The organism is Ruegeria sp. CG8, assembly GCF_056537165.1.
Window position 1 is genome coordinate 191,635 of the sequence record NZ_JBQFRA010000002.1, and the last position, 25,612, is coordinate 217,246.

General features: G+C 64.0%; 26 protein-coding genes. 10 read left to right on the plus strand and 16 right to left on the minus strand.

Features of this window, described 5'->3' with window-relative positions; all coding sequences use genetic code 11:
* Positions 1 to 61: 61 nt before the first annotated feature.
* Positions 62 to 1,450, plus strand: a complete 1,389-nt coding sequence (locus ACR0EF_RS06885; protein WP_170372523.1) for a DEAD/DEAH box helicase — start codon at positions 62 to 64, stop codon at positions 1,448 to 1,450.
* A gap of 61 nt (positions 1,451 to 1,511) precedes the next feature.
* On the opposite strand, the gene ACR0EF_RS06890 is transcribed toward ACR0EF_RS06885, so the two are convergent.
* From ACR0EF_RS06890 to ACR0EF_RS06900, 3 genes are read right to left on the minus strand one after another with little or no spacing between them, the layout of a single operon-like run.
* A complete protein-coding gene (locus ACR0EF_RS06890; protein WP_170372433.1) occupies positions 1,512 to 2,414 on the minus strand; it encodes an EamA family transporter in 903 nt (300 codons plus the stop codon).
* Positions 2,415 to 2,435: 21 nt separating this feature from the next.
* Complete coding sequence (locus tag ACR0EF_RS06895; protein ID WP_170372431.1) at positions 2,436 to 3,338, minus strand: fatty acid desaturase; 903 nt, start codon at positions 3,336 to 3,338, stop codon at positions 2,436 to 2,438.
* Complete coding sequence (locus tag ACR0EF_RS06900) at positions 3,331 to 3,534, minus strand: DUF2061 domain-containing protein (RefSeq protein WP_170372429.1); 204 nt, start codon at positions 3,532 to 3,534, stop codon at positions 3,331 to 3,333. The genes ACR0EF_RS06895 and ACR0EF_RS06900 overlap by 8 nt, the downstream gene beginning before the upstream one ends.
* Positions 3,535 to 3,643: 109 nt before the next feature.
* Here ACR0EF_RS06900 and ACR0EF_RS06905 point away from each other — a divergent pair, with 109 nt between their 5' ends.
* Both ACR0EF_RS06905 and ACR0EF_RS06910 read left to right on the plus strand, forming a co-directional pair.
* Entirely contained in the window at positions 3,644 to 4,510 is an 867-nt protein-coding gene (locus ACR0EF_RS06905) for a helix-turn-helix domain-containing protein (RefSeq protein WP_170372427.1), read from the plus strand.
* A gap of 90 nt (positions 4,511 to 4,600) precedes the next feature.
* Positions 4,601 to 4,783, plus strand: a complete 183-nt coding sequence (locus tag ACR0EF_RS06910) for a hypothetical protein (protein ID WP_093962276.1) — start codon at positions 4,601 to 4,603, stop codon at positions 4,781 to 4,783.
* Here ACR0EF_RS06910 and ACR0EF_RS06915 read toward each other — a convergent pair.
* The 3 genes from ACR0EF_RS06915 to bcoG all read right to left on the minus strand — a co-directional run bounded on the left by ACR0EF_RS06915 (position 4,780) and on the right by bcoG (position 7,997).
* Complete coding sequence (locus ACR0EF_RS06915; protein ID WP_170338301.1) at positions 4,780 to 5,541, minus strand: SDR family oxidoreductase; 762 nt, start codon at positions 5,539 to 5,541, stop codon at positions 4,780 to 4,782. The two genes, ACR0EF_RS06910 and ACR0EF_RS06915, sit on opposite strands and share 4 nt — an antisense overlap.
* Positions 5,538 to 7,001 carry a carnitine 3-dehydrogenase gene (locus tag ACR0EF_RS06920; protein WP_170372425.1) on the minus strand — a complete coding sequence of 488 codons (1,464 nt, stop codon included), beginning with the start codon at positions 6,999 to 7,001 and terminating at the stop codon, positions 5,538 to 5,540. The genes ACR0EF_RS06915 and ACR0EF_RS06920 overlap by 4 nt, the downstream gene beginning before the upstream one ends.
* Positions 7,002 to 7,082: 81 nt before the next feature.
* Positions 7,083 to 7,997 carry a 3-dehydrocarnitine:acetyl-CoA trimethylamine transferase BcoG gene (gene bcoG / locus ACR0EF_RS06925; protein ID WP_170368570.1) on the minus strand — a complete coding sequence of 305 codons (915 nt, stop codon included), beginning with the start codon at positions 7,995 to 7,997 and terminating at the stop codon, positions 7,083 to 7,085.
* A gap of 133 nt (positions 7,998 to 8,130) precedes the next feature.
* On the opposite strand from bcoG, the gene ACR0EF_RS06930 reads away from it, so the two are divergent.
* Positions 8,131 to 9,117, plus strand: coding sequence for a GlxA family transcriptional regulator (locus ACR0EF_RS06930; protein WP_170370592.1), 987 nt, complete (start codon positions 8,131 to 8,133; stop codon positions 9,115 to 9,117).
* Positions 9,118 to 9,186: 69 nt separating this feature from the next.
* Here ACR0EF_RS06930 and ACR0EF_RS06935 read toward each other — a convergent pair whose 3' ends face one another.
* Genes ACR0EF_RS06935 through ACR0EF_RS06945 form a run of 3 tightly spaced genes read right to left on the minus strand, consistent with a single transcriptional unit; the run spans position 9,187 to position 12,222 of the window.
* Positions 9,187 to 10,233 (minus strand): aldo/keto reductase, encoded by a 1,047-nt coding sequence (locus tag ACR0EF_RS06935; protein WP_170370593.1) that lies wholly within the window; start codon positions 10,231 to 10,233, stop codon positions 9,187 to 9,189.
* A gap of 56 nt (positions 10,234 to 10,289) precedes the next feature.
* A complete protein-coding gene (locus ACR0EF_RS06940; protein ID WP_170372423.1) occupies positions 10,290 to 10,751 on the minus strand; it encodes a DNA polymerase III subunit chi in 462 nt (153 codons plus the stop codon).
* A gap of 4 nt (positions 10,752 to 10,755) precedes the next feature.
* Positions 10,756 to 12,222, minus strand: coding sequence for a leucyl aminopeptidase (locus ACR0EF_RS06945; protein WP_170370594.1), 1,467 nt, complete (start codon positions 12,220 to 12,222; stop codon positions 10,756 to 10,758).
* A gap of 228 nt (positions 12,223 to 12,450) precedes the next feature.
* Here ACR0EF_RS06945 and lptG point away from each other — a divergent pair, with 228 nt between their 5' ends.
* From lptG to rsmA, 5 genes are all read left to right on the plus strand, one after another.
* Positions 12,451 to 13,551, plus strand: coding sequence for an LPS export ABC transporter permease LptG (gene lptG / locus ACR0EF_RS06950; protein WP_170372421.1), 1,101 nt, complete (start codon positions 12,451 to 12,453; stop codon positions 13,549 to 13,551).
* Positions 13,551 to 15,719: an LPS-assembly protein LptD gene (locus ACR0EF_RS06955; protein ID WP_170372419.1), complete on the plus strand. Its 2,169-nt coding sequence runs from the start codon at positions 13,551 to 13,553 to the stop codon at positions 15,717 to 15,719. The genes lptG and ACR0EF_RS06955 overlap by 1 nt, the downstream gene beginning before the upstream one ends.
* Entirely contained in the window at positions 15,710 to 16,963 is a 1,254-nt protein-coding gene (locus ACR0EF_RS06960; RefSeq protein WP_170372417.1) for a peptidylprolyl isomerase, read from the plus strand. Before ACR0EF_RS06955 ends, ACR0EF_RS06960 begins: the two co-directional genes overlap by 10 nt.
* Complete coding sequence (gene pdxA / locus ACR0EF_RS06965) at positions 16,960 to 17,925, plus strand: 4-hydroxythreonine-4-phosphate dehydrogenase PdxA (RefSeq protein ID WP_170370598.1); 966 nt, start codon at positions 16,960 to 16,962, stop codon at positions 17,923 to 17,925. Before ACR0EF_RS06960 ends, pdxA begins: the two co-directional genes overlap by 4 nt.
* 84 nt (positions 17,926 to 18,009) lie before the next feature.
* Positions 18,010 to 18,852 (plus strand): 16S rRNA (adenine(1518)-N(6)/adenine(1519)-N(6))-dimethyltransferase RsmA, encoded by an 843-nt coding sequence (gene rsmA, locus ACR0EF_RS06970; protein ID WP_170338787.1) that lies wholly within the window; start codon positions 18,010 to 18,012, stop codon positions 18,850 to 18,852.
* 68 nt (positions 18,853 to 18,920) lie between these two features.
* Here the strand turns inward: rsmA and ACR0EF_RS06975 are convergent, their stop codons facing one another.
* The 3 genes from ACR0EF_RS06975 to prfA all read right to left on the minus strand — a co-directional run bounded on the left by ACR0EF_RS06975 (position 18,921) and on the right by prfA (position 21,630).
* Positions 18,921 to 19,493: a DUF4167 domain-containing protein gene (locus tag ACR0EF_RS06975; RefSeq protein WP_170338785.1), complete on the minus strand. Its 573-nt coding sequence runs from the start codon at positions 19,491 to 19,493 to the stop codon at positions 18,921 to 18,923.
* Between the two features lie 239 nt (positions 19,494 to 19,732).
* Positions 19,733 to 20,578: a peptide chain release factor N(5)-glutamine methyltransferase gene (gene prmC, locus ACR0EF_RS06980; RefSeq protein WP_170370599.1), complete on the minus strand. Its 846-nt coding sequence runs from the start codon at positions 20,576 to 20,578 to the stop codon at positions 19,733 to 19,735.
* On the minus strand, positions 20,575 to 21,630 hold the full coding sequence (prfA, locus tag ACR0EF_RS06985; RefSeq protein ID WP_170363313.1) for a peptide chain release factor 1: 1,056 nt from the start codon (positions 21,628 to 21,630) through the stop codon (positions 20,575 to 20,577). Before prfA ends, prmC begins: the two co-directional genes overlap by 4 nt.
* Before the next feature lie 62 nt (positions 21,631 to 21,692).
* Here prfA and ACR0EF_RS06990 point away from each other — a divergent pair, with 62 nt between their 5' ends.
* Entirely contained in the window at positions 21,693 to 21,995 is a 303-nt protein-coding gene (locus ACR0EF_RS06990) for a hypothetical protein (protein ID WP_170338777.1), read from the plus strand.
* Here the strand turns inward: ACR0EF_RS06990 and ACR0EF_RS06995 are convergent.
* The 4 genes from ACR0EF_RS06995 to ACR0EF_RS07010 all read right to left on the minus strand — a co-directional run bounded on the left by ACR0EF_RS06995 (position 21,921) and on the right by ACR0EF_RS07010 (position 25,588).
* Complete coding sequence (locus ACR0EF_RS06995; RefSeq protein ID WP_170372415.1) at positions 21,921 to 22,328, minus strand: DUF1499 domain-containing protein; 408 nt, start codon at positions 22,326 to 22,328, stop codon at positions 21,921 to 21,923. The genes ACR0EF_RS06990 and ACR0EF_RS06995 overlap by 75 nt on opposite strands.
* A gap of 66 nt (positions 22,329 to 22,394) precedes the next feature.
* Positions 22,395 to 23,342 carry an agmatinase gene (gene speB / locus ACR0EF_RS07000; RefSeq protein ID WP_093962293.1) on the minus strand — a complete coding sequence of 316 codons (948 nt, stop codon included), beginning with the start codon at positions 23,340 to 23,342 and terminating at the stop codon, positions 22,395 to 22,397.
* A 69-nt stretch (positions 23,343 to 23,411) separates the two neighbouring features.
* Positions 23,412 to 24,389, minus strand: coding sequence for an agmatinase (gene speB, locus ACR0EF_RS07005; RefSeq protein ID WP_170372413.1), 978 nt, complete (start codon positions 24,387 to 24,389; stop codon positions 23,412 to 23,414).
* 35 nt (positions 24,390 to 24,424) lie between these two features.
* Positions 24,425 to 25,588, minus strand: a complete 1,164-nt coding sequence (locus ACR0EF_RS07010) for a M20 aminoacylase family protein (protein ID WP_170338770.1) — start codon at positions 25,586 to 25,588, stop codon at positions 24,425 to 24,427.
* Positions 25,589 to 25,612: the final 24 nt, after the last annotated feature.

Sequence of the window (25,612 nt, forward strand, 5' to 3'; positions counted from 1 at the left end):
TCCGGGCCCGGCATTTTTCATACGCGCGGGCCAGGTCAGTGTCCGCATGAACCGGACATACATGACGAAATTCAACGATCTGAACCTGAACCCCAAGGTCCTCAAAGCTATTGAGGAAGCCGGCTACGAAACCCCGACCCCGATCCAGGAAGGCGCCATCCCACCGGCGCTGGAAGGGCGAGACGTTCTGGGCATCGCCCAGACCGGCACTGGCAAGACCGCCAGCTTTACCCTGCCGATGATCACCCTGCTGGCGCGCGGTCGCGCCCGGGCGCGGATGCCGCGGTCGCTGGTGCTGTGCCCGACGCGGGAACTGGCGGCGCAGGTGGCCGAAAACTTCGACACCTACACCAAGCACCTGAAGCTGACCAAGGCGCTGCTGATCGGCGGCGTCAGCTTCAAGGAACAAGAGGCCCTGATCGACCGCGGCGTCGACGTACTGATCGCCACGCCCGGCCGTCTGCTGGACCATTTCGAGCGCGGCAAGCTGCTGCTGACCGGCGTGCAGATCATGGTCGTGGACGAGGCTGACCGGATGCTGGACATGGGGTTCATCCCCGATATCGAACGCATCTTCTCGCTGACGCCCTTTACCCGGCAAACGCTGTTTTTCTCGGCCACCATGGCGCCCGAGATCGAGCGGATCACCGACACGTTCCTGTCCGCCCCGGCCCGGATCGAAGTGGCCCGTCAGGCCACCGCGTCCGAGACCATCGAACAGGGTGTCGTGATGGTCAAAGGCGGCCGCCGCGACCGCGAGGGCAGCACCAAGCGCAAGGTCCTGCGCGCACTGATCGATGCCGAAGGTGACAAATGCACCAACGCCATCATCTTCTGCAACCGCAAGACCGATGTGGACATCACAGCGAAATCGCTCAAGAAATACGGCTACAACGCCGCACCGATCCACGGCGATCTGGACCAGTCGCAGCGGATGAAGACGCTGGACGGGTTCCGCGACGGCTCGGTACGTTTGCTGGTGGCCTCTGACGTGGCCGCGCGCGGGCTCGACATTCCGTCGGTCAGCCATGTGTTCAACTTCGACGTGCCCAGCCACCCCGAGGACTATGTGCACCGCATCGGCCGCACCGGCCGCGCCGGGCGCGAGGGCAAGGCGATCACCATCTGCTCGGCCCGCGATGAAAAGGCGCTGGATGCGATCGAGAAGCTGATCCAGAAGGAAATCCCGCGTCTGGACAACCCGGTTCAGGCCGAACAGGCCGAGGCCGAGGACAAAAAGCCCGAAAAGAAATCGCGCGCCTCGACCCGCAAGGACGAGGGCAAGAAGGAAAAACCCGCCAAGGACGCCGCGTCGAACGACAAACCTGCCAAGGAAAAGCGTGGCAAAGGCCGTGGACGTCGCGACGATGGCGGTCCGGCCGTCGTCGGCATGGGCGATCACCTGCCCAGCTTCATCGCACTCAGCTTTGACGAACGCCGCGCGGGCTGACCCGCCTGCATGGCAAAAAGTTCAGAAGGCGCACGGACCTCCGCGCGCCTTTTTTTGCATCTCAGATCGCGGCGACCAGGATCAGGATCGAAAGGCCCAGCAGGACCATCCCCGCAATCTCGCGCCGTGTCACCGTCTCGCGGAACACCAGTACCGAGGCCATGAGGCTGAAAATCAGCTCGACCTGCCCCAGCGCCTTGACGTAGGCCGCGTTCTGCAGGCTGAAGGCCCAGAACCAGCAGAACGACCCGCCCAGGCTGGTCAGCCCGACAAAGATACCGGTGCGCCGCGTGTCCCACACCGCGCGCAGCTCGGCCCGGTCGCGCCAAACCAGCCACAGCGCCATCGACAGGAACTGGATCGAGACCACGACCGCCAGCGTCACCAGCGCCCGAAACCAGGCCTCGCCATCGCCCAGTTGCAGCGACGCGCCGCGATAGCTGACCGCAGAAAAGGCGAACAAGACGCCCGATCCCAACCCCAGTTGCGAGGCGCGGTTGGTTAAGTGACGCCACCACGCCCCACTGCCGCCCGGCGTTTTCGACAACAGCAGAACCGCCAGAAGCCCCAGCAGGATGGCCCCGAAGGCACCGGTCGAAACCCGGTCGCCCAGCACGACGAAACCGACGATTGCGGTCTGGATCACCTCGGTTTTCTTGAAGGTGATGCCAACGGCAAAGTTGCGCTGTTTGAACAGCGCCACGACGCAGATCGTGGCGAGGATTTGGGACACCCCACCGATGGCGGCATAGAGCCAGAACAGAGGCGGCAGCGCAGGCAGCGGCAGACCGCTGAGACGCATCGCCACCACCAGACCCAGCAGCACCAGAGGCATTGAATAGGCAAAGCGCGCAAAGGTCGCGCCGGTCGCCGACAGCTTCACGCTGCTCAGCGATTTCTGCAGCATGAAGCGCACCGTCTGAAAGGTGGCGGCGGCCAAGGTTACGGGAATCCACAAACTCATGGCTTCCCTTCTGTCGTCAAATCAGGGTTTTGGCCAGAGCGGATGTTCTACAGGATCCTTGGCACGCCAGAAATACTGCCGGAAAACCTGCCCGTACGAGCGATAGACATAGGCCTCGTTGCAGGCCAGATAGCGCTCTTTCCCTCGGCGATAGAGCGCGGGCAACCGATACCATGGCGCCGCCGGGTTCATGTGATGAACGACGTGCAGGTTGTTGTTCAGAAACAGAAAGGCAAGCGGTCCGCGGTCTTCGACGATCACCGTTCGGGCGCGCGACTTTTCGTGCGCGCGGTGTTCCAGAAAGGTGCGGATCTTGACCAGCGCCAGTCCCAGATAAGCCGAAAGGACAAAGGCCCAGACCGGCATCGCTGATTGCGCCACGACCCACAGAACCACCGCCACGCCGAGCAGATGGAAAGCCCAGGCTAGCCAGATGTCGCGGTCCCCGCGCACCGCACCGCGCCAGTCGTCGCGCAGAAAAGCCAACTGGCCGATGATCGGACCCAGCGCCATGCGCCCCAACAGCGTGTTGTTCGCCTGATAGACCCACCGCTGCCACTGCGGCAGCCTGATCCAGACCGCCGGGTCCAGATAATTGGACTCCGGATCGTCATAGGGGTCGGTCAGGTTGGCATCCTGATGGTGCGCCAGATGCAGATCGCGGAAGCGGTTGTAGGGGATGAACAGGGTCAGCGGCAGCGCCATCAGCGCCTCGTTCAACCACTTTGCGCGGAACGGGTGGCCGTGCAGCGCCTCATGCGTCAGGGACGAGTGCAGCGCCGCGACGACCCCCATCATCGGCACCGCCAGCCACAGCGACCACGCCGCAACGCCGAAAATCGCAATCAGCCAAAGGGCATAGCAGGCAACGATCAGGGCAAAGGTCGGCCATTCGGGGGATTTTGGGGTGGTCGCTTCAGCCATGCCGCCCCCAGGAAATTCCGGCCCAGATGCGTTCGTAAATCACGTAGAGCGTCAGCCCGATGGCCGTGTTCACAACCGCCAATACGCCTCCGACGGCGGCCGAGCCGGTGGCGACCAGCCCCACCACGGTCATGACCGCAAGGCCCATCGCATTCCAAATGATTGCCTTCACGACAGATCTTCGCCGCGTTTCCATTCCGGTCCCCAGTCTTTTTGCTTTTCACACAAGCGTTACCTGCCAGTGGCCCTGTCGAGAATTCCGAATATGATTAACAAATCTCAGCGTTCGTGATATTTATCACCACATGCAGGAAAATTTCGACAAACGCGACCGCGCCGCGCAGTTCCGCCTGCGCCTGGCCCGCGCAATGGACCAGCGGAAGATGAGCCAAAGCGCGCTGGCGCGCACCATCGGGGTCGATCGCTCAACCGTTTCCCAGTTGCTGACCGATACGGGCGCACGCCTGCCCAACGCCCATGTCGTGGGCAGCTGCGCCTCGGCTCTGGGGGTGTCGGCGGATTGGCTGCTCAGCCTCTCGAACCGACCCGAGAGCGCGGCCGAGCTGCTGGCCAGTTCTCTGACCATGACCGAGGCACCCCGCGCCCTGGTCGACGAGCGCATCTTTGAATGGCATCAGGAGGCCGCCGGCTACAAAATCCGCTATGTTCCGGCCACCCTGCCCGACATGCTGAAAACCCGCGCCGTGCTGGAATGGGAATATGCGCCGCATCTGGGCCGAACCGCCGACCAGGCCATCGGCGCCTCCGAGGACCGCCTGACCTGGATGCGCGGGGCCCAGTCCGACTATGAAATAGCCATGCCGCTGTATGAGATTCACAGCTTTGTTTGTGGCACCGGCTATTATGACGGGCTGCCCCTGCAGGTGCGGCTGGACCAGATCGATCATATGCTGGAGCTGTGCGAACAGCTGTATCCGCGCATGCGCATCTACCTGTTCGATGCCAAGCGGCTCTATTCCGCGCCGGTCACCATCTTTGGTCCGCTGCTCTGCGTGTTCTATGCCGGCAGCCACTACATGGCCTTCCGCGACCGGGACCGGATCGAGATTTTTACGAGACATTTCGATACCTTGGTCCGCGAAGCTGATCTGACTGCCCGGCATTTCCCGACCCATCTGCGCCAGCTGCGCGCGGCCATTTCGGCAGGGTGACACAAGCCAACAGGTGCAATTTCCCACCCGATCCCCTATATTGAGGTGCGCGAAAATCCGAACGATCCGACCAAAAGGAGGATATCAGGAATGGACGCTCTCAAAACCGCTCAATACGCGCGCGCGCTCTACTCGGCGCATGGCGACAAGGCCGAGGCCGAAGCCGCCCAGAAAGCCCGCGAATTCGAAGCCGCCGGAAACGTGGAAGAGGCACAGAACTGGCAGGCCGTTCGCGCCTCGATCCGTCAGATGCGCGGCCCCAACCAGGGCTAAAGCTTGGGGTCGGGGTTCACGGTGTGCCCATCGACGGCGATGACCTGCCCCGACACCAGCCGTGCCGCATCCGAGGCCAGGAACACCGCCATGGCGGCAATGTCATGCGCTTCGACGAAGCGGCCCATCGAAGTGCCCGCCGCATAGCCCTGATAGACCTGATCGCGGGTCATGCCCTTGGCGGTCGCTTCGCGCTGCAGTACGCCCTCCATCCGCGGGCCTTCCACCGCGCCGGGGCAGATGACGTTGCACCGTACGCCGTGCGGCCCCAGTTCCATCGCTAGGGTCTTGCCCAGTCCGATCACCGCCCATTTCGCCGCCGCATAGGGCGCACGGTTGGGATAGCCGTACTGCCCGGCGGTGGAGGATGTGATCAGCACCGCGCCGCGCCCCTGCCGCTTGAGCATCGGCGCCGCGTATTTCGCGCACAAAAACGCCCCGTCCAGGTTGACGGAAATACATTTTTGCCAATCGCTTAGCGCAACATCTTCGACCAATGCGGTCGGCCCCGCGATACCCGCATTCGCGCACAGAACGTCCAGACCGCCCCACTGCGCCGCGATCTTGCCGAACAGCGCTGCGACGGCGGCCTCATCCGACACATCGACCTGCGATCGCCCCCAGTGATCCGGGCAGGCCTGAAGCGCAGCCGCGTCCACATCGGCCACCCAAACCTGCGCGCCCGCGGCGTCGAACGCCTCGGCCATCGCGCGCCCCACGCCCGAGGCACCGGCGGTGATCAGAACCCGCCCCGTCATGCCGGTTTGCGGATCGCCGCCCCCGCGCCCTCGGGATAGGGCAACCCGGCCTGCGCTCCGGCGATGCGGGCCATCGCGGCCTCGATCCGCGGCGACGGCGCACAGGGCCGACGGGTTTCCAGGCTGACATGCAGCAGAAAGCTCTCGCCCGTGGCCAGCAATTTGTCGCCCTCGTACATGCTGTGGAACAGGTGCAGCTTCTTGCCCTGCCCCAACAGCATCTGCGTGCGCACCTCGATTTTCGCCCCGGCATGGGCCTCGTCCAGATACCGGATGTGATTCTCAGCGGTGAAATAGCTACCGCCCGAGGCGATGTAGTCGGCATCGCAGCCGATGATCTCCATGAAGCGGTCGGTCGCAGCGGCAAAGGCCTCGAGATACCGCGCCTCGTTCATGTGGCCGTTGTAGTCGGTCCAGTCCAGCGGCACCGCGCGGGCCAGTGTCAGGATCGGCTGGCTCAGATCCGCCTGTTCCAGCGTCGGCAGGGCACCCGGCTTCAGCAGCGCGTCATGCTGGTTCAGCACTGCCCCCGCACCCCAGTCGCGCGCCTTCAAGGCCCGCATCATGCCCACCAGATTGTTGTCACGAATGCGCTCCAACTCGCGGATCGAGTGCATCCCCGATTGCGCGTCCGACTGGTCGGCGATCATATCGACCAACGCGTCGGTGAACTCGGGCACGTCCATCAGCTTGGTCCAGGGCCATTTCAGCGCCGGGCCGAACTGGGCCATGAAATGCCGCATCCCGGCCTCGCCCCCGGCCACGCGATAGGTCTCGAACAGGCCCATCTGCGCCCAGCGGATGCCAAAGCCCATGCGGATTGCCTCGTCCACCTCCTCGGTCGTGGCCACGCCGTCTTTGACCAGCCACAGCGCCTCGCGCCAGACGGCCTCGAGGAACCGGTCGGCGATATGCGCGTCGATCTCCTTACGGACCTGCAGCGGGAAGAATCCGACCGAGCGCAACACGTTCTTGGCCTGCTCGAGCAGTTCGGGCGGGTTGGCGGCCGAGGGCACCAGTTCGACCAGCGGCAGCAGATAGACCGGGTTGAACGGGTGCGTCACCACGATCTGTTCGGGCCGCAGCGCGCCTTCCTGCAGCTCGGACGGTTTGAACCCGCTGGTCGAGGACCCGATGATCGCCCCGGGATCACAGGCCTCCTGCAGCCCCTGGTAAACCTTCAGCTTCAGATCCAGACGCTCGGGCACGCTCTCCTGTATCCACGTTGCCCCCTGCACCGCGTCGGCCATGTCGGCATGAAAGCTCAGCGCGCCTTCGGGCGGCAGCGGCACATCGCTCAGCCCGGGCAACGACCGCCGGGCGTTGTCCATGACCTCGCCGATCTTGCGCTCGGCCTCGGGGTCCGGATCAAACACCCGTACATCCCAGCCATTCAGCAGAAACCGCGCGGCCCATCCGCCGCCGATCACGCCACCACCGATGATCGCTGCCGTTTTCATCTTCTCTCCTTCGCCCCGAACGTCCAGGCCGCACCGGGGGCCATCGTTGTTCGACAGAAATTCCGAGGGTCGCCCCGCCCGTCAGGTCGCCACAGGCGCCCGTTTGACCAATCCCAACTTCTCGCGCACCTCAGCCGGGCCGATCACCCGCGCGCCCATGTTCTCGATGATCGTTCCCGCGCGCTCGACAAGTTGCCAGTTTTCGGCCAGCACCCCCTTGTCCAGCCACAGGTTGTCCTCGAGCCCCACGCGCACGTTGCCGCCGGCCAGAACCGAAGCCGCCACATAGGCCATCTGATGCCGCCCCAGCGAGAACGCGCTGAAGGTCCAGTCGTCGGGCACGTTGTTCACCATCGCCATGAAGGTGTTCAGGTCATCCGGCGCGCCCCACGGCACGCCCATGCACAGCTGCACCAGCGCATTCGGGGCCAGAACGCCCTCTTTCACCAGTTGCTTGGCGAACCAAAGATGGCCGGTGTCAAAGGCCTCGATCTCGGGCTTCACGCCCAGATCGGTCATCATCTGCCCCATCGCCCGCAAGGCGCCGGGCGTGTTGGTCATGACATAGTCGGCCTCGGCAAAGTTCATGGTGCCGCAATCCAGCGTGCAGATCTCGGGCAGACACTCAGCCACATGGGCCACGCGTTCTGAAGCACCGATCATGTCGGTCCCCTCGGCCACGGGAAACGGGGCTTCAACCCCGCCGAACACGATGTCGCCACCCATACCGGCGGTCAGGTTCAGAACCACGTCCACCTCGGCGTCGCGGATGCGGTCCGTCACCTCGCGATAGAGGTCCAGACGGCGGCTGGGCGCGCCGGTTTCCGGGTCACGCACATGGCAATGCACCACCGCCGCCCCGGCCTTGGCCGCCGCGATGGCGCTGTCGGCGATCTGCTTGGGTGAACGCGGCACATGCGGGCTGCGATCCTGCGTCCCACCCGAGCCGGTCACGGCACAAGTGATGAATACTTCGCGGTTCATTTCCAAAGGCATGGTGTTATCCCCAAGTTATACACGGCTTCGCCATGGGTTTTCCCCAGGCTTCTCCCCGGATTCCGATTTGCGTCTGGCCCCGACTCTGGCGCAGCCTTGACCAAACAACTTGCCAGAATGCGAATCAGACTTGATGAAATCCGCAAAAAACATCCTCCAGCCCGAGCACCGCGCGCTGAAAACCGCCGTTCTGGTGCTGGACGAGTGCAACACGCTCAGCTTCGCCTCGGCGGTGGACCCGATGCGCGCCGCCAACCGGTTGGCCGACCGCCCGGCCTTCGACTGGGACTACGTGACCGCCACGCCCGAGCCGGCGATGCTGACCAGCGCGTTGCAGGTGCCGGGCGTCCCGCTGGCGCGCCTCGACCACTGCGACCTGATGATCGTGATCGCGGGGTTCAACCTAGTGCGCCACGCAACACCCAGCCTGCTGGCCGGGCTGCGCCGCATCGCCAATACCGGCGCCACGATGGCGGGCATCGACGGAGGCCCCTGGCTGCTGGCCGAAGCAGGGCTGCTTGACGGTCACGCCGCCACCACCCACTGGGAAGATCTCGAGACCTTCGCCACCCGTTTCCCCGAAGTCGACGTGCGCCCCGACCGGTTCACCGTGTCCGGCAACCGCCTGACCTCGGGCGGAGCGATCCCCGCGGTCGAGATGATGCTGCACATCATCGCGGCACGCCACGGCGCCGGCTTCGCGGCCCGTGTCTCGGGCCTGTTCCTCTACGAAGGCGCCCCCGAACCCGGCAGACCGCAGAGCCGTACCGGGGCGCCACACCGCCACAGCGCCCTGACCGCCCGCGCCAACGCGATCATGCAGGCCGCGCTGGACGATCCGCTGCCCCTGGCTGAGATCGCACAGGCCTTGGGAACCAGCCCGCGCACCCTTCAGCAGCAATTCCGCCTGCGCCTCAACACCACGCCGCAGGACCACTACCTGCAACTGCGCCTGGCCGAAGCCCGCCGTCTGGTCACCGACACCGACATGGCGCTGATGGATGTGGCACTGGCCACGGGGTTCACGTCCCAATCCAGCTTTGCGCGCGCTTTCCGCACGGCGCATGGACTATCCGCCCGCGACCTCAGACAGGACCGCACCCAGCCCACCCATCACTGACGGGCGAGCTTGATCTGGTCATAGATTTGGGGGAGTTGGCTGCGACGACGGGGGCAGCGCCCCCATCCCTCAGTACGGCATCGGATGCGCGCGATGGGCCGCGTTGATCTCGGCCATAACCTCATCGGACAGTACGGCATCCCGCCCCTCCAGGATCCGCTCCAGCTGCGCCTGCGTGGTCGCGCCGAAGATGACCGAGGTCATGAACGGCCGCGCCTGGCACCAGGCCAGCGCCATGTGCACCGGGTCCAGCCCGTGTTTAGCGGCAATGGCCAGACAGGCTTCGACCGCGTCGAACACCCGGTCGCCCTTGCGCCCGCCCATCTGCGGCACGATCGACATGCGCGATCCCTCGGGCACCGCCCCGCCCTGATACTTGCCGGTCAGAAACCCGGCGGCCAGCGGCGAGAAGGCCAGCAGACCCACATCCTCATAGGCGCTCAGCTCGGCCATGTCGGTGTCATACAGGCGGCACAGCAGGGAATACTCGTTCTGGATCGAGGCCACCCGTGGAGCCCCCATCTCGTCCGACAGGCGCAGCCACTGGGCGGTGCCCCAGGCGCTTTCGTTCGACAGGCCGAAGGCGCGGATATTGCCCTTGTCCACCTGCGACTGCAGCGCCTCGAGGCATTCGCGCATATTGTCCAGAACGTCCTGCCGATCACCGCCCGACGGGTCATAGTCCCAATTCTGCCGGAACATGTAACTTCCGCGGTTGGGCCAGTGGAATTGGTACAGGTCGATGTAGTCGGTCTGCAGACGCCGCAACGATCCCTCGATGGCCCCGGGGATCGTGCTGGCCGAGATCGGTGCTCCGTCCCGCGCATGGGTGAAGCCGGCGCCCGAATGCTTGGTCGCCAGAACATAACTGCCGCGACGGGCCGGATGGGCCGCATTCCAGTTGCCGATGATCTGCTCGGTCTTGCCCACGGTCTCCTTGGTGATCGGGTTGACCGGATACATCTCGGCGGCATCAAGGAAATTGATCCCGGCCGCCAGCGCCGTGTCGATCTGACGATGCGCATCCGCCTCGGGGGTCTGCGTACCGAATGTCATGGTTCCGAGGCACAGGTCCGAGACCTGGATGCCCGTGCGGCCCAACGGTTTCATTTTCATCAATCAATCTCCTGTCGCGCGGATCGCCACGCCTGCAATCTGATTTCGGTCCCGAGTCAGCCGGATTCGGCCTTTTTCTCCCAGCGGCAGGATTCCTCCGACCAATACTGCGCCGCGCAACCCGCCGCGGTCAGCGTCTTCCATTGACCGCGCGCATGATCCACCGCGCTTGGATCGTTGCCATCGAACAGGATGCAAACCCGCTCCGAGGCGGTCACCTCATCCGGCGTCACTTCGGCCCCGTCCACCGCCATCAGGCAAGACGGGTTATTGGCAGCGTCCGCCTCGGTAGTCAGCAGGATCGGCTGAACCGCGTCATGCGGCCCACCTGCCTGACCATGCGGCAGAAACGCGTCTTCGGGACCCAGCCAAAGCCTTTCGTCCAGCCAGTCCAGCCGCGCAGGGTCAGTGCCCCGCACCGCAATCCGCCACCCGGCCTGCCGTGCCTTGGCCAGCAACACCGGCAAGGTCTGCTCAAGTGGATGGCGGGTCAGGTGGTAGAAGTAGACGGCGCCCATCGACCTACTCGAAATTGTCCTGCACGAAACGGCTGAGCGCACGGACGCCCCAACCCGTTGCGCCCTTGGGCGCATAGGACGTTTCCGCCGCAACCGAGGCCACGCCCGCGATATCCAAATGGATCCAGGGTGTTTCTTCCTTGACGAAACGCTGAAGGAACTGTGCTGCGGTGATCGAACCGGCCGGCCGGCCGCCCACGTTCTTCATGTCCGCGATGCGCGACTTCAGCAGATCGTCATAAGCCTGCCCCAGCGGCATACGCCACGCGCCTTCATCCTCGGCCCGGGCGGCCTTCAGGAACGCGTCGCAGAAGGTGTCGTTGTTGGAAAACACGCCTGCGTTTTCATGTCCCAGTCCGATGATGATCGCGCCAGTCAAGGTGGCCAGATCGATCATGCCGACCGGATTGAACCGCTCCTGCGCGTACCACATGACGTCACACAGCACCAAACGGCCCTCGGCGTCGGTGTTGATGATCTCGACCGTATCGCCCTTCATCGACTTGACGACGTCGCCCGGCCGCGTTGCACTGCCCGAAGGCATGTTCTCGACCAGCCCGACCAGGCCCACGACATTGGCCTTGGCCTTACGCTTGGCCAATGCACGCATGGTGCCTGCAACGACGCCTGCGCCGCCCATGTCCATGGTCATATCTTCCATACCTGCGGCCGGTTTGATCGAGATACCGCCGGTGTCGAAAACGACCCCCTTGCCGACCAGAGCCAGCGGCGCGTCATCGGCATCGCCGCCATTCCACTGCATCACGACGACTTTCGAGGGGCTGTCCGACCCTTGCCCGACGCTCAGCAGGGTCCTCATGCCCAACTCGGCCAGTTTGTCTTCCTCCAGCACCTCGACCTTCAGGCCCAACTCCTCCATCTCTTTCAGACGGTTAGCAAATTCGGTCGTTGTCAGGATGTTGGCCGGTTCGTTCGTCAGGTCGCGGGTCATGCGCACACCATCGGCAACCGCATAGAGCGGCACGAAGGCGGCCTCGGCGTCGTCGGGCTTGGCGTGGCAGATGGTCACCGCGCCCTTTGCGTCATCGTCCTTGGTTTTGTGCGCGTCGAAATCATAGCTGCGCAGGGCAATGCCCAGGGCCAGTTCCTCGGTCCGCATTTGGTTGCCCGCCATGACCAGCAGGTCCTTGCCACCTGCCAGCTTGGCCAGCGCGGCACCGCCTTTGCGGGCTTCGTCCGGCTCGGGGCGGCGTGGCAGGACGAGAATGTCCAATGCCTCTGCCTCCATCCCGCCGGGCCAAGCCAACGAGATCACGTCGCCAGTCTTGACCTTGGCGAAACGGTCGCTTTCCACCAGCCGGGCCACGGCACCACGGGTCAGTCGGTTTGCGCGGCGCGCGGCGGGGTTCATCTTGCCATCGGCGGGTATGAGAATGGCCACCCGGCCTTGGGCCTGTGCCATCAGGTCCAGTTCGAAGGCTTGAAAACGGATCGGTACCAGACTGCTCATTTCTTGCTCCTGAAAAACTCTGCCCACAGACCTAGCCCGCGCCGCCGCCATTGACCAGATAGCAGTTTTCCCCGCCCGCCAATTGCATTAAGGTCGCGCCAAAATGACCGGCAGGCTCGGGGGAGAAAACTTGGCATCATTCGGCAGGCATAGGCCGTCGCGCATGTTTTTGTGCCTTGGCGATTCTGGCAACAGGCCTGCTGGACGCCCCGTGCCGGGGATGCGACCGTGATTCTGGACCGGTACTTCGCCCGCCGCTTTTTGCAGAGCTTTCTGGTGATTGGGGCCATCTTCCTGACACTGATGATCCTGATCGACCTGATCGAACAGGCCCGTCGGTTCAATGACGCAGACCTGTCCTTTGGCCAGGTTCTGCAGCTGACGCTTTTGAACACACCCGCTGCGATCAGCGAGATGCTGCCGCTGTTGATGATCCTGTCGACCATTGCCCTGTTTGTCGGCCTCGCACGCAGCTCGGAGTTGGTGGTGACCCGGGCGATCGGCCGCTCGGGTATCCGCGCGCTGTTGGCACCGGTCCTTCTGGCGCTGATAATCGGAACTCTGGCGGTGGCCCTGCTGAACCCGATTGCGGCGGCCACGTCCGAGCAGTACCGGCATTTCTCGGATCTATACAAAAACGGTGGCAGTTCCGCCCTGTCGATCAGCCGCGATGGGCTTTGGCTGCGTCAGGGCTCGCCGCAGGGCCAATCGGTGATCCATGCCCGCGCATCGACCAACGACGCCGAGCTTGAATTGATCGACGTGTCCATCATCACGTTTTCGCCCGAAGGTCTTCCGACCCGTCAGATCATCGCCGACGGCGCTCGCCTCGACGACGGGGCCTGGATCCTGCGCAACACCAAGGAATGGCCCCTGTCCAGCGACACCAACCCCGAGACCCACGCCGTCACGCATGAGACCCTGCGGCTGCCCACTTCGCTGACCCGTCAGCGCATCCTTGAAACCTTGGGCCAACAGGACAGCGTCTCGGTCTATGACCTGCCCCAACTGATCCGCGACCTGCGCGAGGCGGGCTTTTCAACCAAGCAATACGAGGTTTGGCTGCAGGTGCAGCTGGCGCGCCCATTCTTCCTGATTTCGATGGTGTTGATCGGCGCGGCTTTCACCATGCGGCACGTGCGGTTCGGCGGCACCGGCGTCGCCGTGCTGACGGCTGTTCTTCTGGGGTTCGGCGTATACTTCGTGCGCAATTTCGCTCAGATTTTGGGAGAGAACGGCCAATTGCCAATTGTGATTGCGGCCTGGGCACCGCCGTTTGCGGCCATATTGCTGTCGCTCGGCCTTCTGCTGCACGCGGAGGACGGCTGATGCGGCGCCTTCTGCCCCTTCTTTTGTCCAGTGCTGTGTTCTTTTCCGGTCCGGGGCTGGCATTGGCCCAAACCTCGGAGACCAGTACGCCCGCGTCTGACACGGCACAACAACAGGATCAGCCTGCCCTGCTGGTGGCTGACAGGATCTTCATCACCCCGGATCGCAAACTGGTGGCCGAGGGCAATGTCGAAGCCTTTCAGGGCGACGTCAAACTGTCCGCACAGCGCGTGGTGTTTGACCGCGAGTCGGGCGAGCTGACGCTGGAGGGTCCGATCCGGATCGATCAGGGCGGACGCTCGACCGTCCTTGCGGACTCAGCGCAGCTGGATGACGGCATCCAGAACGGGTTGTTGACCGGCGCACGGCTGGTGTTCGACCAGCAGGTACAGATCGCGTCGGTTCAGGCAACCCGCGCGGCAGGACGCTACACGCAGTTCAGCAAAGTCTCGGCCACGTCCTGCCATGTCTGCGCCGATGGTCGGCCGCCCCTCTGGCAGATCCGGGCGCGCAAGGTCACGCATGATCAGCTCGAACGGCAGTTGTATTTCGAGGGCGCCCAGTTCCGCATTCTGGATGTGCCGGTTTTCTACTTTCCAACCCTGCGTCTGCCGGACCCGACACTGGACCGGGCAACCGGATTTCTGGTGCCGTCAATCCGCACGACCTCGCAGTTGGGTACCGGCGTCAAAACGCCGTATTTCTTCAAACTGGGCGATCACAGGGATCTGACGCTGACCCCCTACCTGTCGTCCAAGACCACGACGCTTGGCTATCGCTACCGGCAGGCCTTCAAGAACGGCCGCATCCAGTTTGAAGGGGCCTATACCCGCGACGATGTACAGCAGGAGCAGGATCGGGGCTATTTCTTTGCAAATGGCTGGTTCAATCTTCCGAACGACTTCCGGCTCACCTTTGACGTCCAGACCGCATCGGACGACTCATACCTGGCGGACTATGGGCTGCCTGACTATGACCGCCTGCGCAGCGAGATCGCGCTTGAGCGCATCAAACGCGACACGGCGTTTCGGACCAGCTTCATTCACTACAAGACCCTGCGCGACAGCGAGGAACAGGATGAGATCCCGTCGCAGGTCTTCGATCTGTTCTACCAGAAACGCTATTTCCCCGCGTCCGCTATCGGCGGCGAGGTGCGGTTGGGCTTCGTCACCCACACCCACACCCGGACCAGCGACGAGGATATCATTGGGCGCGATGTGGCCCGCGCCACATTCGACGCCCAGTGGCTGCGCAGCTGGACCTTTGCCTCCGGGCTGCGCGCGGATGCTGAACTGGGGGCTTCGGTCGACACGTTCGACATTCGCAACGACAGCGCCTATCCCGACCAGATCACCCGGTCGACCCCGCGTGCGGCTTTGACACTTCGCTATCCGATGACCCGGCGCGAAGCCTCTGGCGCGACCCAGTTTCTTGAGCCGATCGCGCAGTTTGGCTGGACCCATGTTTCGGACACCGATGTGCCCGATGACGAAAGCACCTTCCAGGAATTTGACCAGGGCAACCTGTTGTCCCTGTCGCGCTTTCCGGCCGAGGACCGACGCGAAGACGGCACGACCGCGGTCGTGGGCGTGAACTGGGCGCGGTATGCCCCGGGCGGTTGGCGGGCATTGGCCACGGTCGGCCAGGTCTTCCGCTCGACCGCCGATCCGAACTTCACGGCTACGTCCGGCCTCCAGGGAACTTCGTCCGACCTGCTGCTGGCAGGGCAGATCAAGACGAACAATGGCCTGACGCTGGCCGCACGTGGATTGATGGATGGCGATTTCAGCTTTACCAAGGCTGAATTGCGCGGAACCTGGGCCAACGAGGGGACCCAACTGGGCGGAAGCTATATCTGGCAGCAGCCGGACCCGGCCGAAAACCTTGACATGGAAACATCCGAGATACGGTTGACCGCACGTCAACGACTGGATGAAAACTGGAGAGCCAACGCCCTGGCCCGCTATGATCTGGCAGAATCCGAACCGCTGCGGCTGGGCTTGGGTGTGACGTATGAAAATGAATGTGTGCAGGTTAACATGTCCGTCAGCCGGCGATATACTTCGACATCAAGTATTGAGCCTTCGACGGAATTCGGCTTTACCGTTGCACTGACAGGATACGCCGTTGAAGGCGGGGGCAAGAAGTATAAAAGAAAATGCAGCTGATTTCAGGTTTTTCCAGGTTCTTTCGTTCCCGTTGGCTGACGGCATTTGCGCCCGGCCTCGCGGTCGCCATGCTGACAGTTGCGCCTCAGCAAGCCCCCGCGCAAAGCTTGTTTTCACCGGCTATCCGCGTGAATCAGGATATCGTCACCTGGTACGAACTGGATCAGCGCCAGCGGTTTCTCGAAATTCTGGGTATCCCGGGCAGCTCGGAGGCCGAAGTCCGCAAGGCGCTGATCGACGAGCGCCTGCGCAAACAGGCCATGCGCGAAGCCGGCATCCAGCCCACACCAGAAGACATTCAGGTTGCGATCGACGAATTCGCTTCGCGTGGTCAGCTGACCCCGGATCAGTTCCTGAAGGCACTGGCCGACGCAGGCATCGACCGGGAAACCGTGCGGGATTACGTATCCAGTCAGCTGGCATGGCGCGACTATGTCAGCGCCCGCTTTATCTCTCAGGCCCGTCCGACGGACGACGAGATTGACCGTGCAATGGGTCAGACCGGCGGTGGCGGTCTCCAGGTTTTGCTGTCCGAAATCATCATCCCCGTGAATGCGCAGACCTTGGCACAGGCCGAGGCGTTGGCCGACGAGATCGCCCGTGTCGAAACCATCGATGCGTTTTCAGCCGCCGCCACGCAGTACTCGGCAGCGCCGACACGCGAAAATGGCGGACGCCTGGACTGGTTGAACGTCACCAACCTGCCTCCGGCGCTGCAACCGGTTATCCTTGGCCTGAAGAATGGCGAGGTCACGGCGCCGCTGAGCCTGCCCAACGCCGTAGCCCTGTTTCAGATGCGCGGCCTGCGAGAAGTGGCCGCCAGCACGCCGCGGTTCTCCAAGATCGACTATGCGGCCTATTACCTGCCTGGCGGACTCAGCCCCGATACGTTGCAAAGAGCCGCTGAACTGAAGGAAACGGTGGATACCTGTGACGACCTGTACGGCATCGCCAAGGGGCAACCGCCCGAGGTACTCGACCGGGTCTCGGCAAGTCCCTCCGAAATCCCGCGCGACATCGCGCTGGAACTCGCAAAGCTGGACCCCAACGAGGTGTCGACCACTCTGACCCGAAACAATGGCCAGACGCTGGTGTTTCTCATGCTGTGCAATCGGACGCGCGATCTGGGTGAGGACACGTCGCGCGAGGACGTGGCCAACGCGCTGACGCAGCAACGCCTGCAGGCATTCGCCAACAGCCTCGTCGAACAGCTGCGCGCCGACGCCACCATCATCGAGCAATGACCGCGCCCATCGCGCTCAGCTGCGGAGAACCTTCGGGCATCGGTCCGGAGATCGCCGCCAAGGCTTGGACCGCATTGCGCGACAGCTGCCCATTCTTTTACATCGGCGACGCCGGTCACCTGCCCGACGACATCCGCAAGACTGAAATCGTAGACCCGGCCCAAGTGGCTGACATCTGCGCAGAGGCGCTGCCGGTGTTGCCGCTGACCTTTCCGGCCCCGAACCTGCCCGGCCACCCCGATCCAGCCAATGCGCCTTCGGTTATAGACGCCATCGAAACCGGCGTGTCACTGGTGCAATCGGGCGCGGCCTCGGCACTCTGCACGGCACCGATCCACAAGAAGGCCCTGATCGACGGCGCCGATTTCGCCTATCCGGGCCATACCGAATTTCTGGCGGCGCTGGCAGGCCGCTCCCGCGTGGTGATGATGCTGGCCAGCGAGCAACTCCGCGTGGTACCCGCCACGATCCACATCCCGCTGTCGCAGGTGCCCTCGCTGCTCACGCCCGATCTGCTGCGCGACACGATCGCGATCACCTCCGACAGCCTGCGCCGCCAATTCGGCATCCCGCATCCTCGCATCGCGGTGGCCGGGCTCAACCCCCATGCCGGCGAGGGTGGTAAGATGGGTCGCGAGGAACTGGACTGGATCGCCCCTCTGCTGGCCGATCTCACCCCCGAGGGCTACACCGTCACCGGCCCGCACCCGGCCGACACGATGTTCCACGCCGCCGCGCGTGCCCGCTACGACGCCGCCATCGCCATGTATCACGATCAGGCGCTGATCCCGATCAAGACCCTCGACTTCGACCGTGGCGTGAACGTGACCCTGGGCCTGCCCTTCATCCGCACCTCGCCCGACCATGGCACCGCGCTCGACATCGCCGGACAGGGCATCGCAAACCCCACCAGCTTGATCGAGGCGCTGAAACTCGCCCAACGCATGGCACAAAGCACTTGATCCTTCATCTGGCGCCAAATATCCCCGCCAAAGGCAAAAATTCTCTGGCGCACCGCCTGCCCCCTGCGCCACGGTAACCGGATCATGAGCGCAATCGACACCCTCCCCCCACTGCGCGAGGTCATCGCCAAGCACCAGCTCTCGGCCCGCAAGTCGCTGGGCCAGAACTTCCTGCTCGATCTCAACCTGACGGCCAAGATCGCCCGGCAGGCCGGCGACCTGAGCCAATGCGACGTGCTGGAGATCGGCCCCGGCCCCGGAGGCCTGACCCGCGGTTTGCTGGCCGAAGGTGCGCGCAAGGTGGTGGCGGTGGAAAAAGATATCCGCTGCATCGCCGCGCTTCAGGAAATCGCCGCTGCCTATCCCGGGCGGCTCGAGGTCATCAATGGCGACGCTCTTGAAATCGATCCGCTTGAACATCTGAACCCGCCCATCCGCGTAGCGGCCAATCTGCCCTACAATGTGGGCACGGAACTGCTGGTGCGCTGGCTGACCCCGCCGGAATGGCCACCCTTCTGGCAGAGCCTGACCCTGATGTTCCAGCGCGAGGTGGCCGAGCGCATCGTGGCGCAGCCCGGCACCAAGGCTTATGGGCGGCTGGCGATCCTGGCCCAGTGGCGGGCCGAGGCGCGCATCGCCATGTCCCTGCCCCCCGGTGCGTTCACGCCGCCGCCCAAGGTCAGCAGCGCCGTGGTCCACCTGACCGCCCTGCCCGAACCCCGCTTTCCGGCCGATGCCGGTATTCTGTCACGTGTCGTGGCCGCTGCGTTCAATCAACGCCGCAAGATGCTGCGCGCGTCGCTCAAGGGGATGGCCCCCGATATCGAGGACCGCCTGAACGCCGCCGGCATCAAGCCCACCGACCGTGCCGAGCAGATATCACTCGAAGCGTTCTGCGCGCTGGCGCGTGAGATACAAAAAACCTGATCCCGGACAAAAACGGCCCCGGACATCTCTGACCGGGGCCTTTGAACTCTGTGCGCAACCGCTATGGCTTATTCGGCAGCCTCTGGTGCATCACCGCCGCCTTGGGGGGCCTGCTCTTCTACGGCCTTGGGCTTGCGTGCGCGCGGTCTCCGGGCAGGTTTGTCCTTGCGCTCGGCCGCTTCGGCCTTGGCGCCCGTGCTTTCGGGCGTCTCGACAAGGCCGGATTCAGGAGTATCCGAATCGGCGTTCAGATCAACGATGTCCGGCTGCGGAGCCTCGGCCGGGTCCGCCTGGCGTGCGGCTTCACGTTCCTGCCGTTCCGCCCGCTCCCGATCGCGCTCGGCCTGACGCTCGCGGTTCTGGCGTTCCTGCTCTTCCCGACGCGCTTCCATTTCGCGTTGCGCCTCGCTCAGCAGGCGCAGGTAATGCTCGGCATGTTGCTGAAAGTTTTCGGCAGCGACGCGGTCATTGGCCAGCTGTGCATCGCGCGCCAGCTGGTTGTACTTGTCAATGATCTGCTGCGGCGTGCCGCGCACCTTGCCCTCGGGCCCCGAGCTGTCGAAAACCCGGTTAACGACGTTTCCACCAGAGGGACGATTGCGGTTGTTCTTTGCCCGCGAGCGGGATTTGGAGGATCTCATCTTACTGTACGTCAGCCTTGTCTTGCACTGTCGATCCACCCGTATTCTGCGCTGCTCTGTGGCCTGTGCCGTCACGGGATGTCGACTTTTTTGGGCTTGGCGTCAGGGGTGCGCCGAAAGGGCGTCAACCGCGCTGACTACTCTGAGTAAGCATGTCCTGACGGCGCAGACAAGGGGTTAATACACCAAATGCCGGGTTTTTTACCCCGACCGGCGTAAATCGGCCTCAGAATCCGCGGCTAGCCCGGCATTCTAGCGCTCACCACCCGATCCCGCCCGTCCAGATCAGGAACGACACGGATATCCGCCAGCCCCGCCGCGTCGAACAACGCGCTGACCGCCTGCGCCTGTGTCGGGCCGATTTCCACCAGAAGTCGTCCGCCGGGAACAAGGTGATCCGGGGCGCCGGCCGCAATCCGACGATAGGCGTCCAGCCCGTCCGCTTCATCCGTCAAAGCCAGACGCGGCTCGTGCTCGCGCACTTCGGGCGACAGGCCATCCATCTCATCCAGCGCGATATAGGGCGGATTGGAAACGATCAGGTCGAAATGGCCGCCAATGTTTCCAAACCAGTCCGAGCGCTGGATTTCCGCCCGGTCCTGCACCCCATGGGCCACCGCATTGGCGCTGGCCTGCAGGCAGGCGGCCTCGCTCAGATCGACGCCCAGCCCGGTTGCGCTGGTGCGCTCCGCAAGCAAGGTGATCAGGATGCAGCCCGAGCCGACGCCCAGGTCGAGCACCCGGTCAAACGGCTGGCTCAGGGCCGCTTCGATCAGCGCCTCGGTTTCGGGGCGCGGGTCCAGCACGTCGCGGCTGACGCGGAAGCGTCGGCCGTAGAATTCGCGTTCGCCCAGAAGATGGGAAACCGGCACCCGGATCGCGCGCAGCGACACCAGTTGCTCATACCGTTCGGCGATCTCGGGCGAGAGTTCTTCGGGCGCAATCAGGGTCACGCGGCTGGCCTCGATCCGGGCGGCATGGGCCAGCAGAACCCGGGCGTCCCGCGCCGGGTCGTCCACACCTGCGGCCCGCAGGCGCGCGGTGGCGGCCACCATGGCCTGTGCCGCTGTCAGCGCCGCGATCATTGCGCCATCTCCGCCAACAGGCGCGCCTGATCGTCGGCGGTCAGCGCGTCGATCACCTCGTCCAGATCGCCCTGCATGATCTGGTCCAGCTTGTAGAGCGTCAGGTTGATCCGGTGATCAGTCATCCGGCCCTGCGGGAAATTGTAGGTCCGGATGCGCTCGGATCGGTCGCCCGAACCCACCTGGCTGGCCCGATCGGCCGAGCGTTCGCTGTCGATCCGCTGACGTTCGAGGTCATAGAGACGTGTCTTGAGCACCTGCATCGCGATCTCGCGGTTGCGGTGCTGCGACTTCTCCGAACTTGTCACCACGATCCCGGTCGGCAGGTGGGTGATCCGTACCGCCGAGTCGGTGGTGTTCACATGCTGCCCACCCGCGCCCGAGCTGCGCATCGTGTCAATGCGAATGTCATTCGGGTCGATCTGGATGTCCACGTCCTCGGCCTCGGGCAGAACCGCCACCGTCGCCGCCGAGGTGTGGATGCGCCCGCCGCTTTCGGTTTCGGGTACACGCTGCACGCGGTGCACGCCGGATTCGTATTTCAGCCGGGCAAAGACGTTGTCGCCCTTGATGTGGGCCACCACTTCCTTGATGCCGCCCAGTTCGGTCTGCTGTTCTTCGATGATCTCGAACTGCCAGCCGCGCGCCTCGGCATAGCGCTGATACATCCGCAGCAGATCGCCCGCGAACAGCGCCGCCTCGTCGCCGCCGGTGCCGGGGCGAATTTCGAGCATCGCCGGCCGCGCATCGGCTGCGTCCTTGGGCAGCAGTGCCAGTTGCAGCGCGTGCTCGGCCTCGGGGATGCGCGCCTTGAGCTGCGGGATCTCCTCCTCGGCCAGCTCTTTCATGTCGGGGTCGTCCAGCATCGCTTCGGCCTCGGCCAGATCGGCCCGCAACTGGCGCCACGCGGCGATCTGTTCGACCACCGGCTTGAGGTCGGAATATTCCTTGGCCAAAGCCGCGATATCCCCGCCCGAGGCGCCATCGGACATGGCCGCTTCGAGGTACTGGAATCGCTGGGTGATCTGTTCAAGACGTTCTTCGGGGATCATTGGGGCGGTGTCTATCATCCGACGGCTTTGGTCAAGGCCCCGGCTTGTGCTAAGCTATGCCCATGAAACGGATCATTGCCCTGCTGATCGTCTGCGCAACGCCCGGTCTGGCCGATGTCATCGGCCCCGGTGGCAAAGTGCAGGATTGCTATTGCACCGACACATCCGGCAGCCGCGTCGAACTGGGCGAGATGGTCTGCCTGCAGGTCGATGGCCGCATGTTCATGGCTCAGTGCCAGATGTCGCTGAACGTGCCGATGTGGCGCGAGGTGTCCGAGGGGTGCCTGTCTTCAGGACTGCAGAGCCGCCAGCCAACCGTCGACCCGGGTGCGGTTGACGTCGAAATCCCGTCGGCCAAATCGTAACCGTCCATAGATGCGCAACGTGTCGCCGTCCTGCTGGGCGGTGGTGTAGTCGGGAAAGCCGAACACCCGGCTGCGAGTCACATAGGTGATCAGACCCTCATCCACCGACCCAGCCAGCACCGTCGTGCGCGGCGTCGCCCGCGCCACCTGGTCCAGCCGCGCAAGGCCGTCCGGTCCGGTCTGCACCACGCGGATCACGCCTCCGGGCAGGTCACGATCTGCCTCGGCCACGACCGGCACATGCCAGCGCGCGGGATCGGACGGTGCCAGCCGCACATAGAGGCCAAGCCCGACAACCGCGGCGACAACCAACCAAAGAACCATGCGTTTCATTCCATTCAGACCTTCCGGCAGAACCCTAGCCGCCCGCCGGTACGGGGCAAGACCTGCCGGCCCTGCCTACCGTGACGTCACGCCGGGCAGGATGCACAGCAGTTCGAACAGCAGGTTTGCCGCCGTCAGCGCGGTGTTGCCCGACGGGTCATAGGGCGGAGAGACCTCGACCAGGTCGCAGCCCACCACGTTCATGCCCCCGAGCGCGTGGATCAGCTGCAGCGCCTGCGGCGTGGTCAGCCCGCCGATCTCGGGCGTGCCGGTGCCGGGGGCATAGGCCGGGTCCAGGCTGTCGATATCGTAGGTGACATAGACCGGATGTTCGCCGATTTCCTTGCGGATCAACGCCCCGATCTGGGTCAAGTTCTGTTGCCACAACTCCCACGCAGGAAACTGCCGGAACCCCCAACCCTTGGCCTCGGTGAAATCGCTGGCCGCATAGCCCGAGCCGCGGATACCGACCTGAAAGGTCTTGGCGGGCACGATCAGCCCCTCTTCATACGCGCGGCGAAAGACGGTGCCGTGGGTTTCGCGCTCGCCGAACATTTCGTCATTGACGTCGGCATGGGCGTCCACATGCACCAGAGCAACGGGCCCGTGTTTCGCGGCAACGGCCCGCAGAATCGGCAGTGTGATTGAATGATCGCCCCCCATCGCCACCGGGATCACGCCCTGCGCAAGGATCGCGTCATAGCTTTCCTTGATGATCCGAAGGCTGTCGGCCAGCGAGAAGGTGTTGATCGCCAGATCTCCGATATCGGCGATCTGTAGGCTGTCGAATGGCGCGGCGAAGGTGGCCATGTTGTAGGGCCGGATCATCGCGCTTTCGGCGCGGATCTGCTTGGGGCCGAACCGGGTGCCCGACCGCCACGAGGTTCCGATATCCATCGGCACGCCCAGCACCGCCACGTCCAGCCCCGCCAGCGTATCGGCCGCGGGCAACCGCATGAAGGTGTTCGGCCCCGAAAACCGCGCCAGATCATTGCCGCTGATGGGTTGGTTGAATTGGCTCATGGCGTGCGCGCCCCCTGTCCCGTTGGTTCACCTGATATCGGCCATAGCAAAACCAAGGCTAACCAATGGTTAAAGCCGCCCATCTTTCGCCAGCTTGGTCCATCCCAGCAGGCAGATGATCTGGGTCCCCACATGCGCCCCCGCGATCGCCGTTGCACCGGACGTATCATACGGCGGAGACACCTCGACCACGTCGCCGCCCTTGATGTTGATCCCAGCGATGTCGCGCAGGATGATCTGCGCCTGAATCGAGCTGAGCCCACCCCAGACCGGCGTGCCGGTGCCAGGCGCAAAGGCCGGGTCCAGCCCGTCGATGTCAAAGCTCAGATAGACAGGACTGTCGCCCAAAATGCCTTTGATCTTCTGCGCCACGGCGGCGGGGCCAGATTCATAGACCTCGCGCGCGTCGATGATGTTGACGCCCAGCGTGTCCTCGTTGGTGGTGCGGATCCCCACCTGAACCGAGCGTTTCGGGTCCACGATTCCCGACTTCACCGCCTTGTAGAACATGGTGCCGTGGTCCACCCGGCTCATGTCGTCATCGGCCCAGGTGTCGGTATGGGCGTCGAACTGCAACAGCGACATCGGGCCGTATTTCTCGGCATAGGCCTTGAGGATCGGAAAGCTGATATAGTGGTCGCCCCCCAGCGTGACCGAGGCCACATCCGCCGCCAGAATGGTGCGGATATGATCGGTCAGCGTGTCGGGAAAGGCCGGGATGTTGGCATAGTCATAGGCCATGTCGCCATAGTCGATGATCGCCAGCTCGCTGAGCGCATCGAAGGGCCAGCCATAAGGCGCATCGGGCGATTGCAGCGCGCTGGCCTCGCGGATCGCGCGCGGGCCCAGACGGGTGCCGGGGCGGTTGGTCACCGCCTGATCGAACGGCACGCCGGTCACCGCGATATCGGCGCCGGTCAGGTCCTTGGTGTACAGCCGCCGCAGAAAGGACGTGGCCCCGCCAAAGGTGTTTTCAAAGCTCAACCCCTTCAGGTCGGGGTTGGTAAAGGCCTCATCGACCTGATTTTTCGCGTCTTCCAATGCCATTTTGGCCCGTTTCCTTCCTGATATCGACCGGACCGTCAGGTCAACGGCTGCGCCTTTTCGACGATGCGCGCAAAGAACGAGGCACCCACCGGTGCGATCTCGTCGTTGAAATTGTACTTGGGGTGGTGCAACCCCGGCCCGTCGCCCTGCCCCAGGAACAGATAGGCGCCCGGACGTTCCTGCAGCATGTACGAGAAGTCTTCGGCCCCCATCTCGCGCCCGGCTTCGGCGATCACCCGATCGGCGCCCGAGACCTCGCGCGCAACCTCGGCGGCGAAACCGGTCTTGTCCGCATCGTTGACCGTGGCCGGATAGCCCACGACATAGTCCAGAGTCGCCGTGACCCCGTAGGATGCCGCCTGCCCCTGCACGATTTCTTCAAGACGAGTCATCACCATCTGCTGCACCGCCGGATCGAAAGTGCGGACGGTGCCGTTCAGATAGGCGGTGTCGGGGATCACATTGTTCACGGTCCCGGTGTGGATCTGGGTGACCGAGATCACCAGATCGTCCAGCGCATAGTGGTTGCGGCTGACGATGGTCTGGATCGCCTGGGCGATTCCGCAGGCGGCCATGACCGGGTCGCGCGTCTCGTGCGGCATGGCACCGTGGCCACCGACGCCCTGAATGTGGATGTCGAACGTATCGACCGCCGCCATGATCGGCCCGGGCGTAGTATAGAACGCGCCCTCGGCAAAGCCCGGCGCGTTGTGCAGGGCATAGACCTGAGCGATGTCGAACCGGTCCATCACACCCTCTTTGACCATGATATCGGCACCACCGCCCTCTTCCTCGGCGGGTTGGAACAGCAACGCCACCCGGCCCCGGAAATTCCGCGTCTCGGCCAGGTACCGCGCCGCGCCCAGCAGCATAGTGGTGTGCCCGTCATGCCCGCAAGCATGCATCATGCCCGGTGTCTTCGAGGCATAGTCCACACCCGTTTCTTCAGCGATCGGCAGCGCATCCATGTCGGCGCGCAGCCCGATCGTGGGGCCATCGCCCTGCCCGGTGATGATCGCCACGATCCCTGTCTGCGCGATCCCTTCGTGCAATTCGTCCACGCCGAATTCACGCAACCGCTCGGCCACGAAGGCGGCGGTCTCGTGGCAGTCGAACTCCAGTTCCGGGATCGTGTGCAGGTGCTGGCGCCATTCGGCCATGTCGGCGGCGTAATCGGCAATGCGGTTGACGACGGGCATCGGGGGTGGACTCCTGATCCAAGC

Excerpts from the sequence above, each read along its gene's own strand:
- ACR0EF_RS06960 (WP_170372417.1), top strand. The coding sequence starts at position 15,710 with ATGCAGCTGATTTCAGGTTTTTCCAGGTTCTTTCGTTCCCGTTGGCTG.
- speB (WP_170372413.1), bottom strand. The coding sequence starts at position 24,389 with ATGGCATTGGAAGACGCGAAAAATCAGGTCGATGAGGCCTTTACCAAC.
- prmC (WP_170370599.1), bottom strand. The coding sequence starts at position 20,578 with ATGATCGCGGCGCTGACAGCGGCACAGGCCATGGTGGCCGCCACCGCG.
- ACR0EF_RS06910 (WP_093962276.1), top strand. The coding sequence starts at position 4,601 with ATGGACGCTCTCAAAACCGCTCAATACGCGCGCGCGCTCTACTCGGCG.
- ACR0EF_RS06975 (WP_170338785.1), bottom strand. The coding sequence starts at position 19,493 with ATGAGATCCTCCAAATCCCGCTCGCGGGCAAAGAACAACCGCAATCGT.
- speB (WP_093962293.1), bottom strand. The coding sequence starts at position 23,342 with ATGAGCCAATTCAACCAACCCATCAGCGGCAATGATCTGGCGCGGTTT.
- ACR0EF_RS06900 (WP_170372429.1), bottom strand. The coding sequence starts at position 3,534 with ATGGAAACGCGGCGAAGATCTGTCGTGAAGGCAATCATTTGGAATGCG.
- ACR0EF_RS06955 (WP_170372419.1), top strand. The coding sequence starts at position 13,551 with ATGCGGCGCCTTCTGCCCCTTCTTTTGTCCAGTGCTGTGTTCTTTTCC.
- prfA (WP_170363313.1), bottom strand. The coding sequence starts at position 21,630 with ATGATCCCCGAAGAACGTCTTGAACAGATCACCCAGCGATTCCAGTAC.
- ACR0EF_RS06930 (WP_170370592.1), top strand. The coding sequence starts at position 8,131 with ATGAAATCCGCAAAAAACATCCTCCAGCCCGAGCACCGCGCGCTGAAA.
- ACR0EF_RS06895 (WP_170372431.1), bottom strand. The coding sequence starts at position 3,338 with ATGGCTGAAGCGACCACCCCAAAATCCCCCGAATGGCCGACCTTTGCC.
- ACR0EF_RS06945 (WP_170370594.1), bottom strand. The coding sequence starts at position 12,222 with ATGAGCAGTCTGGTACCGATCCGTTTTCAAGCCTTCGAACTGGACCTG.
- ACR0EF_RS06905 (WP_170372427.1), top strand. The coding sequence starts at position 3,644 with ATGCAGGAAAATTTCGACAAACGCGACCGCGCCGCGCAGTTCCGCCTG.
- ACR0EF_RS06890 (WP_170372433.1), bottom strand. The coding sequence starts at position 2,414 with ATGAGTTTGTGGATTCCCGTAACCTTGGCCGCCGCCACCTTTCAGACG.
- ACR0EF_RS06920 (WP_170372425.1), bottom strand. The coding sequence starts at position 7,001 with ATGAAAACGGCAGCGATCATCGGTGGTGGCGTGATCGGCGGCGGATGG.
- ACR0EF_RS06940 (WP_170372423.1), bottom strand. The coding sequence starts at position 10,751 with ATGGGCGCCGTCTACTTCTACCACCTGACCCGCCATCCACTTGAGCAG.
- pdxA (WP_170370598.1), top strand. The coding sequence starts at position 16,960 with ATGACCGCGCCCATCGCGCTCAGCTGCGGAGAACCTTCGGGCATCGGT.
- rsmA (WP_170338787.1), top strand. The coding sequence starts at position 18,010 with ATGAGCGCAATCGACACCCTCCCCCCACTGCGCGAGGTCATCGCCAAG.
- ACR0EF_RS06885 (WP_170372523.1), top strand. The coding sequence starts at position 62 with ATGACGAAATTCAACGATCTGAACCTGAACCCCAAGGTCCTCAAAGCT.
- ACR0EF_RS06915 (WP_170338301.1), bottom strand. The coding sequence starts at position 5,541 with ATGACGGGGCGGGTTCTGATCACCGCCGGTGCCTCGGGCGTGGGGCGC.
- ACR0EF_RS06935 (WP_170370593.1), bottom strand. The coding sequence starts at position 10,233 with ATGAAAATGAAACCGTTGGGCCGCACGGGCATCCAGGTCTCGGACCTG.
- bcoG (WP_170368570.1), bottom strand. The coding sequence starts at position 7,997 with ATGCCTTTGGAAATGAACCGCGAAGTATTCATCACTTGTGCCGTGACC.
- ACR0EF_RS06990 (WP_170338777.1), top strand. The coding sequence starts at position 21,693 with ATGAAACGGATCATTGCCCTGCTGATCGTCTGCGCAACGCCCGGTCTG.
- ACR0EF_RS06995 (WP_170372415.1), bottom strand. The coding sequence starts at position 22,328 with ATGAAACGCATGGTTCTTTGGTTGGTTGTCGCCGCGGTTGTCGGGCTT.
- ACR0EF_RS07010 (WP_170338770.1), bottom strand. The coding sequence starts at position 25,588 with ATGCCCGTCGTCAACCGCATTGCCGATTACGCCGCCGACATGGCCGAA.